Source organism: Pararhizobium mangrovi (assembly GCF_006516965.1).
In the GTDB taxonomy this organism is placed as follows: Bacteria; Pseudomonadota; Alphaproteobacteria; order Rhizobiales; family Rhizobiaceae; genus Pararhizobium_B; species Pararhizobium_B mangrovi.
Genome location: NZ_VHLH01000014.1, coordinates 34,571 through 47,526 on the forward strand (window position 1 = coordinate 34,571; position 12,956 = coordinate 47,526).

The window sequence follows — 12,956 nt, forward strand, 5'->3', positions numbered from 1 at the left end:
GCGATCGTTTCCGTTTGCCGATCTTTTCGGACCGGACGGCGAACCGGGCGAACGGCCGCATGCGATCAGGCCTTCGCCGTCTCCGCTCCGCGGCGCGCCAGTTCGGCCGTCCTTCGGCGTTCCCGGAACCGGCCGAGCTGCTGGTCGAGAATGACGCCGATGAGGATCACGCCGCCCATGACCGCGTAGTTCAGCGACGAGGGAATGCCGAGCAGGTTCACGAGGTTCTGCAGTTCCTGCAACAGGACGACGCCGAGGATGACGCCGATCAGCGACCCTTCGCCGCCGAACAGCGAGCACCCGCCGAGAACGGCGGCGGCGATCGCGTAGAGTTCGTAGAAATTGCCCTGCGAGGACGGCGAGATCGAGCGGGTATACATGGCGAAGTAGATCGCCGAGATCGCCGTCAGAACCTGGCAGATGATGTAGGCGGTGATGATGACGCGGTGCGTCTTGATGCCGGAAAACCGGGCCGCTTCCTCGTTCTTGCCGACCGCGTAGAGATGCCGGCCGAAGACGGACCGGTTCAGCACGAACCACATGACGACCGCGACGATGACGAGCGCGATGAAGGAGGCGGGAACGCCGTAGAGCTTGCCGGTCGTCAACCAGTCGAGCCCCGGGAATTCCTGGCCGAAGCCGAAACCGGCCGTCGCGTCCTGCGTATAGAAACGCGCGATGCCGCGATAGAAGAGAAGGCCGCAAAGCGTCACGATGAAGGGTTGCAGCCTCAGCTTGGTGACGAGCAGGCCGTGGGCAAGCCCGACCACGGCGCCGAGCGCCAGCATCAGCACGACGGCGAGCGGCCACGGAACACCCTCGGTCGCGATGAAATCGACGAAGAGGACGCCGACGAGCCCGATCATCGAGCCGACCGACAGTTCGATGCCGCTGGTGATGATGACGAAGGCCTGGCCGATCGCCGAAAGGCCGAACATGCCGACGAGGTTCGACGTGTTGGCGATGTTGTTCGGCAACAGGAAGCGCGGATTGAGGATGGCGACGATCGCGCCGACCACCAGGATGAGAACGAGAAGGCCGATATCTTTTTTGGTCATGCGGCGCCTGCCAGGTTTGCGGTCTTTCCGACGGCGAGGAGCAGGATGTTCTCCTCGCTGAACTCGTGGTGATCGAGGAAGCCGGAAATGGCGCCTTCGTGCATGACGGCGATCCGGTCGGACACGCCGATCACTTCCTCCATGTCGCTGGAGATCATCAGCACGGCGACGCCGGAATCGGCGAGCTTTCGCATCAGCCGGTAGATTTCCGCCTTGGCGCCGACGTCGATCCCGCGCGTCGGCTCGTCCATGATGATGACGCGCGGCTTCATCGCCAGCCATTTGGCGAGCACGACCTTCTGCTGGTTGCCGCCCGAAAGCGTGCTCGTCAGCGTCGAGACGGTCGGCGTCCGGATGCCCAGATTCTTGCGCTGGGTTTCGGCCGCCTCCGTCTCGCTTCGCTGCGAGACGAAGAAGCGCTTCGCATGCGATTTCAGATCGGGCAGCGAGATGTTCTGGTGGATCGGCAGGCCGAGCAGGATGCCGGCACCCTTGCGGTCCTCCGGCACGAGGAAGATGCCGCGCGACACCGCGTCGGAAGCGTCGCGAAGCCTGATCGGCTCGCCGGCGATCGAGACCGTTCCGCCGAGCATCGGGTCGATGCCGAAGAGGACCCGGGCAAGCTCCGTCCGGCCCGCACCGACGAGCCCGGCGAGGCCGAGGATCTCGCCCTTGCGCAGGTCGAGGCTGACGGGGCGCAGCGGATAGGCCTCGGTCTGCACGGACTTCGCCGAAAGCACGACGTCGCCCGGCGCCGCTTGCGGATCGCCAGAGTTCCACGCCTTGATGTCGCGACCGATCATCAGCTTGACCATGCGGTCGTGCGAGATCTCGTCGCGTTCAAGCGTACCGGCGAGTTCCCCGTCGCGAAGTGCGACGACCCGGTCGGCCGCGCGCTCGATCTCGTGCAGGCGGTGGGAGATGAAGATGACGGCGATGCCGGCCGCCTTGAGGCCGGCAATGACTTCCAGCAGCCGGTCGGTCTCGGCGAGCGGCAGGCTGGAGGTCGGCTCGTCGAGAATGACGAGGCGCGCGTCGACCGACAGCGCCTTGGCGACTTCGACCATCTGCTGTTGCGCGAGCGAGAGGCTCGAGACCGGCGTATCCGGCGTAAAGTTCGCGCCGAGGCGCTCGAGAAGCGGCGCGACTTCGGAATGGAGCCGGCTCCGGTCGACGAAGCGCATCCAGCCGTTTCGCAGGGGCTCCCGGCCGATATAGACGTTTCCCGCCACGTCGAGATTGTCGAAGAGGTTCAGTTCCTGGTGCACGAAGGCGATGCCCGCCGCCATGCTCTCGCCGACGGTAAGCGCGTCATGCGCCTTGCCGTCGATCGTGATCGTTCCGCCGTCGGGTGCGATGACGCCGCCGAGGATCTTCATCAGCGTCGACTTGCCGGCGCCGTTCTCGCCGACGAGGCCGATGACCTCGCCGCGCGCGACCTGCATCGAAAAGCCGTTCAGCGCGCGAACGCCGGTATAACTCTTCTTGACGCCGGAAAGCACCAGGAACGGCGCCGACGCATCGGCATCGGAAGGGTCGGGCTTGCTCTTCATCATCATCCCTTGCGGACGGGCACTCGCCCGTCGATGCGACGGCGAAGACGCGGATCGGCCGGACCGATCCGCCTTCGGCAAGTCGTGGCCCCGTCCTTCCTTGCGGGAAGAGACGGGACCGACGGAGCGAGCCGTGCTAGTTCTGCATCTTCTTCATGTCGGCAACGTAGCTGTCGACATTGTCCTTGGTGATGATCTTGGTCGGGATGATGATCTGCTGGTTGTCCGGCACCGCAGACTTGTCGCCGTTGACGTATTGCGCCATCAGCTTCATGCCCTTGTAGGCCCACTGATAGGGCTGCTGCACGACCGTGCCGGCGATCGTGCCTTCCTTGATGCCGCCAAGGGTGACAGGATCGGCATCGGTGCCGAGGATCTTCACCTTGCCGAGCATGCCGGCATCCTTCACCGCCGCGTAGATTTCCGGGATGTTGTAGGAATAGAAGCCGACGAAGCAGTTGATGCTCGGATCGGCGGCCAGCACGTCGGCGACGTTGCTCTTCGCCCGCGTCTGGTCCATGCCGTCGCTTCGCGTATCGACGAGCGTGATCTTGCTCCCCTTGATACCATCGACGAAGCCCTGCTTGCGCTCGGTGAAGTTCGCGGCGTCGAGCAGGCCGACGAAGCCCATGCACTTGCCGCCGTCGGGCATCGCCTTCTTGGCGATCTCGGCGACCTGCTTGCCGGCGAGCACGTTCGACGAGCCGATATAGGCGATGCGCTTGCTCTTCGGCGCGTCCGAGTCGGTCGTGAACAGATCGGTCTGGCCGGCGACCTTGTCGAGAACGTTGGTCGCCTTCGGATCGACGGCCGAGACCATGATCGCCTTCACGCCCGCCGCGGCCAGATTGTCCATCAGCGTCTGCTGCGCGGCGACGGTCGCCTGGTCGGGATATTCGAGTTCCAGCTTGAAGTTCGGCAGTTCCTTCTGCGCCGCGTCGATGCCGGCGCCGGCCGCCTTCCAGAAGTCCGAGGCGCCGTTCGTCACGAAGGCGAGCGTCGGCTTGTCGGCGGCATTCGCCGGTGCGATCGCCGCCGTGCCGAGAACCAGCCCGGCCGTCAGAACGGCGGAGATGCCCGCCGCGTGCGTAAGAAGTTTCATGCTGTTTCCTCCCTTTCGAACCGGGCCGATCCCGGTCGATATGATCGTCGCGAAAGAAATCGTCTCCGTCGTCCAGGCCTGAACTTCCCCGCCGATCGACCGGCGCATTTTCCGACCGGGGCCGGATGCATGCTGCCGTTCCTGAAAGCCGGGGATCCTCCACCAAGCCGTTGTTCACGATCCCTTTCAAAAAATCATATTAATTACCTTTTCAAACCGTGGTCAAGAACGGATGGCCTTTCGGCCTTTCGTTCTCGACTACGGTTCCCGTCCCTCCTTCGGACGGCGCCGGACTCGGGAAATGTCCGGTTTTCCGGCAATGTATAAGGGCTTTCGCACGGGTTCTGGGTTCGCGCGCCATGGCTCGTGGTCGAACGGCGAACGCTTGCGAAACCGGACCAAAACACCTCCGCAAAGCACTATGCGGTGTCAAAACGTCGCGGTGTGCGATCCATCATGCGCCCGGTGCGGAACGAACCGACGACGTTCCGCACCAGGCAAAACCACCGCTGCGTCAACGGCCGATGGCGTAGGCCTGCATCAGGCGCGGGGTCGCGGCTCCGCGCAGAAGGCCGCCCGCGTTCCGGCCGACGGCGGTCAGCCGGCCGACGGTCCAGGGTTCGGCTTCGCTGACGAGGTGTCCGCGCTTGCGCAATTCGGAAAGCGTCGTCTCGCCGATCGACGCCTCGATGGTGATGGCGCCCGGCTCGCGGCTGCGCGGATAGAACGAGGCGGGAAAATGCATGGTGTGGAAGAGCGGAGCGTCGATCGCCTGCTGGAGGTCCATACCGTGATGGAGGTGATGCAGGAAGAAGGGCAGTTGCCACTGGTCCTGCTGGTCGCCGCCCGGCGTGCCGAAGCCGAGCGCGCCCTTCTCCTCGTGGATGGCGATCGTGGGCGTCAGCGTCGTGCGCGGCCGCTTGCCGGGCGCCAGCGAACAGGGCAGACCTTCCGCAAGCCAGAACATCTGCGCGCGCGAATTCAGCGGAAAGCCGAGCCCCGGCACGACCGGCGAGGATTGCAGCCAGCCACCGGACGGCGTGGTCGACACCATGTTGCCCTCGGCGTCGACGATGTCGATATGCACGGTATCGCCCCGCTTTTCCGAAAGGTGCGCCATCGTCGGCTCGTAGACCGCCCCGGTCGCGCTCGCATGATCGAGCATGGCGAGGGTACGTTGGACCTGCTCCTCATACCCCTCGACGATGCCCGGACGCAGGTCGAAGGAGGCTTCGCCGCCGATCAGGGCGCGCCGCGCTTCGGCATAGTCGTGCGAAAGCAGGCGTTCGAGCGGTACGTCCACGAAAGCCGGATCGCCGTAATAGGCCTCGCGGTCGGCGAAGGCGAGCTTTTCGGCTTCCACGACCGTGTGCACGAAATCGGCGCCGGCTGGATCCATCGCCGCAAGGTCGTAGCCTTCGAGAAGCTTCAGCGCCTGCAGGAGCACCGGCCCCTGCCCCCAGCTCTGCGTCTTCGAAACGCTCCATCCGTGATAGTCGACGCTCGCCGGCGTCTCGACCGTCGGCTCCCAGCGGGCCATGTCCTCGCCGGTCAGAACGCCGCGATGGGCGGTACCGCTCGCGTCCATCGCCACGGTGTCGCGGACGAAGCGGTCGATCTCCTCAGCGACGAAACCCTTGTAGAAGGCGTCCTTCGCCGCTTCGATCTGGCCTTCGCGCCCGCTCGCGGCCTCGCCTTCCTTCAAAAGCCGCGTCAGCGTCTTCGCAAGGACGGGGTTGGTCATGATGCCGTGGGCTTCCGGCGCGCGGCCGCCGGGCAGCCAGGTCTCGTGGGAGGTCGGCCATTCCCTCTCGAAGAATTCACCGAGCCCCTCGATCGTCGCCGCCACGCGCGGCAGGGCGGGGTGGCCCTTTTCGGCGTAGTGGATCGCCGGTTCCATGACGGCGCGAAGCGACAGGCGCCCGTAGTCGCGAAGCATCAGCATCCAGGCGCCGAATGCGCCTGGCACGACGGTGGCGAGCAGACCGTCGCCCGGGATCATGTCTAGGCCCTCGTTGCGGTAATGGGCGATCGTCGCACCGGCCGGCGCCGGACCCTGGCCGCAGATGACCTCGGTGCGCCCGCTGGCGGCGGACCGGATGATCGCCGGCATGTCGCCGGCCGGCCCGTTCAGATGCGGCTCGAGAATCTGGAGGACAAGGCCGGTCGCGACGGCGGCGTCGAAGGCGTTGCCTCCCTTTTCGAGGATGCTCATGCCGACGGCCGAGGCGATCCAGTGCGTCGAGGCGACGACGCCGAAGGTTCCCTTGATTTCCGGTCGGGTCGTGAAGGCCTGCATCGCGTTTTCTCCTCGCTGGCGTGTCTTTTTCGGTTTGTCAGATTTCGCGCGGATCGAGCGCGTCGCGCAGGCCGTCACCCAGAAGGTTGAAGCCGATGACGACGAGGAAGATCGCGATGCCCGGCCAAAGCGCCATCCAGGGCGCCTGATCGAGAAAGTTCTTGGCCGTGTTCAGCATCGATCCCCAGCTCGGCGCGGGCGGCTGCTGGCCGAGGCCGAGGAAGGAAAGGCTGGCCTCGGCGATGATCGCGGTCGCGACCGTCAGCGTCGCCTGCACGAGAATGGGGGCGAAGACGTTCGGCAGGATGTAGCGCGCGAGAATGCGGCCGTGGCCGAGCCCGATCGCGCGTGCACCCTCGACATAGTCTTCGGTCTTAACCGCGAGCACCTGCCCGCGCGTCAGGCGCACGAAGACGGGCATGGCCGAAAGGCCGATCGCGATCATCGCGTTGGTGAGGCTCGGGCCGAGAAAGGCTGCGAGCGCGATCGCGAGGATGAGGAAGGGTGTCGAAAGCAACGCGTCGACGATACGCGAGATGATCTGGTCCACCCATCCGCCGAAATAGCCCGCGACGAGGCCGAAGGGCACGCCGACCACGACGGCGATGAAGACGGAGACGACGCCGGCCATCAGCGAGGCGCGCGCGCCCCAGACCATGCGCGACAGGAGATCGCGACCGAGATCGTCCGTGCCGAGCCAGTGGGCCGCCGAAGGCGCCTTGCGTATCGCGCCCCAATCGGTCGCCGCCGGTCCGTCGAGCGGCAGGATCGGCGCGAGGATCGCGACGGCGATGAAGAAGCAGACGAGGGCGAGCCCGAAGAGCGCGCTCGGATTGGCCAGCAGCTTGGTGAGGCTGCGGCTGCGCATCCGCAGCTTCCTTCCGCCCTTCGCAGGCTCGGCGGCGACCGCGCTCACAGGCTTTCCCTCATGCGCGGATTGAGGACGACGTAGAGGATGTCGGCGAAGAAGTTCATCAGGATGAAGCCGATCGCCGTGCACAGCACGACGCCTTGCACGACCGGATAGTCGCGGTTGAAGACGGCATCGACGATCAGCTTGCCGAAGCCCGGTATGGTGAAGATCTGTTCGGTGAGCACGGCGCCGGCGAGAAGCTCGCCGAAGAGCAGCGCGCTCAGGGTGACGATCGGCAGGACGGCGTTGCGGAAGGTATGCTTGAGAATGACGACCCGCTCGCCGAGCCCTTTCGCCCGCGCGGTGCGCACGTAATCGGCCTGAAGCACGCCGAGCATGGCCGAGCGCGTATGCCGCATCAGCGTCGCGGCCAGCGCCGTGCCGAGCACGAAGGCCGGCATCAGCATCGTCTCGATCGAGCGCAGCGGCGCTTCGGTCAACGGCACGTAGCCCGAAGCGGGCAGCCAGCCGAGATGCACCGAGACGAGCAGGATCAGCATGATGCCGAGCCAGAAATTCGGGATCGAAAGGCCGGAAAGCGCGACAAAGTTCGCGACGTAATCGGTGATCGTGCCCTTCTTGACGGCGGAAACGATCCCCGCGGGGATGCCGATCGCGAACGCGATGATCATCGCCATGACCGCGAGCTGGATCGTTACCGGCAGCTTGTCGCCGATGAGGTCGAGCACGGGCACGTCTGAGCGCAGCGACTGGCCGAGATCGCCCCGGACGGCGCGGCCTGCCCAGAACGCATACTGCTCGGGCACCGGATCGTTCAGATGGTACTTTTCGCGCAGATAGGCGATGACCTGCGGATCGCGCTGCTCGCCCGCCATGATGACGGCAGGGTCGCCCGGCATCATCTTCTGCAGCGAGAAGACGAAGATCGATACGATCACCAGCGTCGGGATCGCGACGGCGAAGCGTTTTGCAATGTAGCGCAGCATGGGCGGCCCTGCCGGAAAGCAAACGGGGTGCGGACGGCGCGATCGCGCGCCGTCCGGTACGGGTTTCGATCAGCCCTTCGTCACGCCTTCCAGGCGGATCATGCCGTCCGGATAGGCCTTGAAGCCATTGATGTCCTTACGGACGCCGAACAGCCAGGTCTGATGGTAGAGGTAGATGATCGGCAGATCCTTCATCAGGATCTCGTTGGCGGCATCGTATTTCTGCTTGCGCTCGGCATTGTCCTGCGTTTCGCGCGCGTCCTGCAGCAGCGTGTCGACCTTCTTGTTGCAGTAGTGCGAGTCGTTCAGGCCGGCGCCGCAGCGCACGAACTGGTCGATGTTGCCGTCCGGATCGATGCGCCCCGACCATCCGATCTGGCTGAGCTCGAAATTGCCCGCCGTATCGGCCGAAAGGAGCGAGGCGAATTCCATCGGCTGGATCTTCAGATCGAAGCCCGCCGGCTTGATCATCGATTGCAGCACTTGGGCGACCTGAAGCTCCTGCGGGCTGTTCGGCGCGTTCATCGTCAGCGAGACCTTTTCCTGGCCCGCCTTCTTCATCAGCGCCTTCGCCTTGTCGATGTCGCGTCCGCTCATCGATGCCGACTTGTCGTACCACGGGCTCGTCGGCGGGAAGGGCTGGTTGCCGGCCTTATAGACGCCGTTGAAGACGACCTGGTTCAGCGCGTTGCGATCGATCGAAAGGGAAAGCGCCTGACGCAGGAGCTTCTCGTTGCCGATCGGCGTGTCGCCCCTCTTGGTATTGTCGATATTGATGGTAATGCCCTGGTAGCCGAGGCTGACCGCCTTTTCGATATGGATGTCGGGTGCCTGCTCGACCTGCTTGACGTCCGTCGGCGCGACGCGGTCGACGATGTCGAGATCACCCGAGCGAAGGTTGGAAAGGCGCACGGTCGCATCCGGGATCGGCAGGTAGGTCACCGCGTCGACCTTGATCTTGTCGGCGTTCCAGTAGCCGTCGAACTTCTTCAGTTCGATGCGGTCCTGCTGAACGCGGTTCACGAACTGGAAGGGCCCGGAACACACCGGATCGGACGAGAACTTCTCGCCTTCCTTCTTGAAGGCGGTCGGCGACATCATCATGCCGGATCGATCGGCGAACTGGGCGAGCAGCGTCGCATCCGGCTGCTTCAGATGGAACTTGACGGTATGGTCACCCGCCACCTCGACGGAATCGATCGAGGTGAGCTCGCTCTTGCGGCGCGATTCCTTCAGCGTCTTGGAGCGCTCGATGTTGGCCTTGACGGCGGCGGCATCGAAGGTCGTCCCGTCCTGGAACTTGACCCCCTTGCGCAGTTGCATCGTCAACGTCTTCTGATCGTCGGACCAGCTCCACTTCGTCGCGAGCTGCGGAACGATCTTGAGCTCCGGCGTGACGTCGACGAGCTTGTCGCACAGTGCCGTGAAGACGATGCGACCGACGAAAGTGCGGGCCTGATCGGGATCGAGAACGTCCGCGTCGTCGGCAAGGCCGATCTTGAGCGTGGCGGCCGCGGCCGGCAGGGCCGTCGCGACGGTGGCGAGCAGCAGTAGCGAGAGTCGTGCGAGTTTCATCTCATTCTCCTCTGGAAGTCTTTGTCGGACCGAAGGGACGAGCCGGGTTATCCACTCCCCGCCGCGTTTCCTTCGGCATGCTGGCGGTAGAGTTCGAAGCGGCGCAAAGCCTTCTCGTTGGCCCCGGCAGCCACCGCCGCGCCGACGCCCGCGAGTGAAAGCTCCTTCTGGCGATGACAGGCGACGAGGCGGCCCCGGCCGGCGGTCTCGAGCATCGGCTTTTCCCGTGTGCACCGATCGACGGCATAGGGGCAGCGCGGATGGAACCGGCAGCCCGAAGGCGGCGCGAGTGGCGAAGGGATGTCGCCGCCGAGCGCTTCCCCATGTTCCTCGCGTCCCGGCCGCGGCACGGGAATGGCGGCAATCAGCGCCTCGGTATAGGGATGGCCCGGCGCGTCGAAGAGCGCGTCCGCCGGTGCGAGTTCAACGATCTCGCCGAGATACATGACCGCGACACGGTCGCTCATGTGCCGGATGACGGCCAGATCATGCGCGATGACCACGAGGGTCAGGCCGAAATCGCTCTTCAGCTCTTCCATCAGATTGATGATCTGCGCCTGGACCGAGACGTCGAGCGCCGAAACCGGTTCGTCGCCGACGAGGACCGTCGGCTCGCTTGCCAGCGCACGGGCGATCGCCACGCGCTGGCGCTGGCCGCCTGAAAACTCGTGCGGATAGCGCTCGGCATGCTCGGCACGAAGGCCGACGCGTTCGAGCAGTTCGCCGACGCGCGTGCGCCGTTCGGAGCGCGAAAGCCCGGTATGGACGATGAGCGGTTCGCCGACGAGCGTACCGACCGTCATGCGTGGATTGAGAGAGGAGAACGGGTCCTGGAAAACGAACTGCAGCCTGGCGCGCGCCGCGCGCATCTGCCTGGGCGACAACGAAGAAAGATCACGGCCTTCATAGACGACGGTTCCCGCAGTCGGCTCGATGAGGCGAAGCAGGAGACGGGCGAGCGTGGACTTGCCGCAACCCGATTCTCTGACGATCGCGAAGGTTTCTCCGCGTTCGACGGAAAGCGATACGCCGTCGACGGCCCTGACCGTACGTCCCGATCCGCCGGACGAGAAATGACGAACGAGGTCCTGCGTCTCGATCACGATGTCGCGCCGCCGGTCGCTCATGCGTGCCCTCCGGCTTCGGCGATCGTCTCGATCGGTGTGCGCCAGCATGCCCAGCCATGGCCGTCGTCGTTGCGCTCGAAGGGCGGCACCTCGGAAAAGCACCGCGTTTGCGCGAACGGGCAGCGCGTGGCGAACCGGCATCCGGGCGGAAATTCGAACGGCGAGGGCACCGAACCGGGAATGGTCGCGAGCCGTCCCTTCGGTGCACCGAGCGTCGGCATCGAACTCATGAGCCCGATCGTGTAGGGGTGCTGCGGGTCGTTGAAGATCGTCTCCACCGGCCCGCTTTCGACGATCCGGCCGGCATACATGACGGCCACCTCGTCGGCGATGTCCGCCACCACGCCGAGATCGTGCGTGATGAGAAGCATCGCCGCGCCGCTTTCGTCCTGAAGCGTGCGCATCAGGCGAAGGATCTGCGCCTGGATGGTGACGTCGAGCGCGGTCGTCGGCTCGTCGGCGATCAGCAGCTTCGGATCGTTGGCGAGCGCCATGGCGATCATGACGCGCTGGCGCATGCCGCCTGAAAGCTGGTGCGGATAGTCGTCGAGCCGGCGTTCGGGCGCCGGGATCTGCACCCGTCGGAACATCTCCAGCGCGCGTTCGCGTGCCTCGCGCCGGCCGACCTTGCGATGGCGCGCCACCGCCTCCGCCACCTGATCGCCGACCTTGAAGACGGGGTTCAGCGAGGTCATCGGCTCCTGGAAGATCATCGCCATGCGGTCGCCGCGTACCCGCTCGATCTCGCGGCGCGACAAACGCAGCATGTCGCGATCCTCGAAGCGCGCTTCGCCGCTCGTGATGCGCGCCGCCTTTTCGGGAAGCAGACGCATCGTCGCGAGCGACGTTACCGACTTGCCGCAGCCGCTCTCGCCGACGAGGCAGAGCGTGCGCCCGGCCGAAAGCGTGAAGGAGACGCCGTCGATCGTGTCGACTGGCTGGCCGGCGAAACGGACCGAAAGATCGCTTACGCGAAGAACCGTAGCGCCGTCGCCGCTTCCCGCATTGGCCGGCCCGTTCGCGCGCCCGCCAGCCTCGACCGTTTCAACCGACATCGTCTGCTCCCGTCTCCATCATCCGGACGACGCTTTCGCGCAGCGCCGACAGATGGGTGCGCATCGCCTCTCGCGCCCGTTCGGGATCGCGCCGCCGGATGCTTTCGACGATCGCGTCGTGCTGGCCCGCATAGAGCGACAGCGCGGAATGCGTGCGCGCCCGCTCGCGCAGCTGGCGCCATTCGGCATTCTGGCGCACGCGATCGACGAGATCGAAGACGGCGAGGTAGAGTTCGTTGCCGGCACATTCGGCGATGGTGCGATGAAACGCACTGTCCCAGAGCTCGCGTCCGTCGGCATCCTGGCTATGATGCGCATTCTTCGTCATGCGGTCCAACCGCTCGGCGTCCCGCGCGTCGGCACGCAGCGCGGCCAGTTCGGCAAGCGGCGGCTCGATGCTGAGCCGCACCTCCATCACGCCCATGAAGTCGCTCTCGGCAAGCCGTTCGCTCATCGCGCTGGCATTGAGAGGCGGACAGGGACCGGCGAAGGTGCCCGCTCCGCGTCTGCGCGAGATGCGCCCTTCCGCTTCGAGCACGTCGAGCGCACGCCGCACCGAACGCCGGCTGACGCCGAGATCCTCGCTCAACTGCCGTTCCGTCGGCAGGCGCCGATCGGAAGGCAGCGTTTCGGGATGAAGCAGCGCCCTGATGCGCTCGAGCGCCGTCGGAGAATTGTCGCCAGGCCTGCCAGTCGCGTCCATGCGTCACCCGTGGAAGAAGGCACCGGACCAATCTGTACTTGGTTCAGTTAGGCACGCCCTCCCGAATGGCGCAAGCGCAAATATTCGCCGTTCTGCCGAATATAACGGCACCTTGAACCGGAGATATTGTCCTCATTGGAGATTCAATCGGCAGGGAACCCCCGCAATCGCAAGTCATGCGAAGCAAATCCGGCGAACGCACCGGCATCGGCTCCCTTGCGTTTCACCCCCAAACGGATGCCTGCTTCCCGAAAGCCGACGCGACCCAACCGTCACCGTCTCAATGCCCATGCGCTCGACGACAATACGCAATCCCGACGCCGGAAACCGTACTCGACAGGAACGGCAAGCCATCCGCAATGACCAAATCCACGCCTTCGCGTTGGGGCGACGGGCTATTGGGACCGGCATCATCAGCTTCGTAACGTTTCTATCCACGCCCCCGCATGGGGGACGACCCCGTTCTCCGGGTCCTCGGCGTGGTTCGCCCAGTTTCTATCTACGCCCCCGCGTGGGGGGGCGACCCCTCCGCGCCCATTTGCGGAGCGGGGGATGCGGCGGCTTCTATCCACGCCCCCCATGGGGGGCGGCGCGACCGCGGCAAGATTCGAGGCCTAGTTTCTA

Annotated in this window: 10 protein-coding genes; all 10 read right to left on the reverse strand. The window is 65.2% G+C overall.

Going from position 1 to position 12,956, the window contains the following annotated elements; translation table 11 throughout:
• Positions 1-65: 65 nt before the first annotated feature.
• Positions 66-1,058, reverse strand: a complete 993-nt coding sequence (locus tag FJU11_RS08830) for an ABC transporter permease (RefSeq protein WP_141166680.1) — start codon at positions 1,056-1,058, stop codon at positions 66-68.
• Positions 1,055-2,614: a sugar ABC transporter ATP-binding protein gene (locus FJU11_RS08835; protein WP_407946687.1), complete on the reverse strand. Its 1,560-nt coding sequence runs from the start codon at positions 2,612-2,614 to the stop codon at positions 1,055-1,057. The genes FJU11_RS08830 and FJU11_RS08835 overlap by 4 nt, the downstream gene beginning before the upstream one ends.
• A 133-nt stretch (positions 2,615-2,747) precedes the next feature.
• Entirely contained in the window at positions 2,748-3,713 is a 966-nt protein-coding gene (locus FJU11_RS08840) for a sugar-binding protein (protein WP_141166682.1), read from the reverse strand.
• Positions 3,714-4,227: 514 nt separating this feature from the next.
• Positions 4,228-6,012, reverse strand: coding sequence for a gamma-glutamyltransferase family protein (locus tag FJU11_RS08845; protein ID WP_141166683.1), 1,785 nt, complete (start codon positions 6,010-6,012; stop codon positions 4,228-4,230).
• A gap of 37 nt (positions 6,013-6,049) precedes the next feature.
• The gene (locus FJU11_RS08850; protein WP_181408109.1) at positions 6,050-6,880 is read right to left on the reverse strand and encodes an ABC transporter permease; all 831 of its coding nucleotides are present in this window, start codon (positions 6,878-6,880) and stop codon (positions 6,050-6,052) included.
• A gap of 44 nt (positions 6,881-6,924) precedes the next feature.
• Positions 6,925-7,872: an ABC transporter permease gene (locus FJU11_RS08855; RefSeq protein ID WP_141166684.1), complete on the reverse strand. Its 948-nt coding sequence runs from the start codon at positions 7,870-7,872 to the stop codon at positions 6,925-6,927.
• Positions 7,873-7,941: 69 nt separating this feature from the next.
• Positions 7,942-9,447, reverse strand: a complete 1,506-nt coding sequence (locus FJU11_RS08860; RefSeq protein ID WP_141166685.1) for an ABC transporter substrate-binding protein — start codon at positions 9,445-9,447, stop codon at positions 7,942-7,944.
• A gap of 47 nt (positions 9,448-9,494) precedes the next feature.
• The gene (locus tag FJU11_RS08865; RefSeq protein WP_141166686.1) at positions 9,495-10,574 is read right to left on the reverse strand and encodes an ABC transporter ATP-binding protein; all 1,080 of its coding nucleotides are present in this window, start codon (positions 10,572-10,574) and stop codon (positions 9,495-9,497) included.
• Complete coding sequence (locus FJU11_RS08870; RefSeq protein ID WP_141166687.1) at positions 10,571-11,629, reverse strand: ABC transporter ATP-binding protein; 1,059 nt, start codon at positions 11,627-11,629, stop codon at positions 10,571-10,573. The genes FJU11_RS08865 and FJU11_RS08870 overlap by 4 nt, the downstream gene beginning before the upstream one ends.
• On the reverse strand, positions 11,619-12,332 hold the full coding sequence (locus FJU11_RS08875; protein WP_141166688.1) for a FadR/GntR family transcriptional regulator: 714 nt from the start codon (positions 12,330-12,332) through the stop codon (positions 11,619-11,621). Before FJU11_RS08875 ends, FJU11_RS08870 begins: the two co-directional genes overlap by 11 nt.
• Positions 12,333-12,956: the final 624 nt, after the last annotated feature.

Bases quoted from the DNA above. Each gene is read 5' to 3' on its own strand.
- FJU11_RS08835 (WP_407946687.1), bottom strand. From the start codon at position 2,614: ATGATGAAGAGCAAGCCCGACCCTTCCGATGCCGATGCGTCGGCGCCG.
- FJU11_RS08850 (WP_181408109.1), bottom strand. From the start codon at position 6,880: ATGCGCAGCCGCAGCCTCACCAAGCTGCTGGCCAATCCGAGCGCGCTC.
- FJU11_RS08860 (WP_141166685.1), bottom strand. From the start codon at position 9,447: ATGAAACTCGCACGACTCTCGCTACTGCTGCTCGCCACCGTCGCGACG.
- FJU11_RS08840 (WP_141166682.1), bottom strand. From the start codon at position 3,713: ATGAAACTTCTTACGCACGCGGCGGGCATCTCCGCCGTTCTGACGGCC.
- FJU11_RS08830 (WP_141166680.1), bottom strand. From the start codon at position 1,058: ATGACCAAAAAAGATATCGGCCTTCTCGTTCTCATCCTGGTGGTCGGC.
- FJU11_RS08855 (WP_141166684.1), bottom strand. From the start codon at position 7,872: ATGCTGCGCTACATTGCAAAACGCTTCGCCGTCGCGATCCCGACGCTG.
- FJU11_RS08865 (WP_141166686.1), bottom strand. From the start codon at position 10,574: ATGAGCGACCGGCGGCGCGACATCGTGATCGAGACGCAGGACCTCGTT.
- FJU11_RS08845 (WP_141166683.1), bottom strand. From the start codon at position 6,012: ATGCAGGCCTTCACGACCCGACCGGAAATCAAGGGAACCTTCGGCGTC.
- FJU11_RS08875 (WP_141166688.1), bottom strand. From the start codon at position 12,332: ATGGACGCGACTGGCAGGCCTGGCGACAATTCTCCGACGGCGCTCGAG.
- FJU11_RS08870 (WP_141166687.1), bottom strand. From the start codon at position 11,629: ATGTCGGTTGAAACGGTCGAGGCTGGCGGGCGCGCGAACGGGCCGGCC.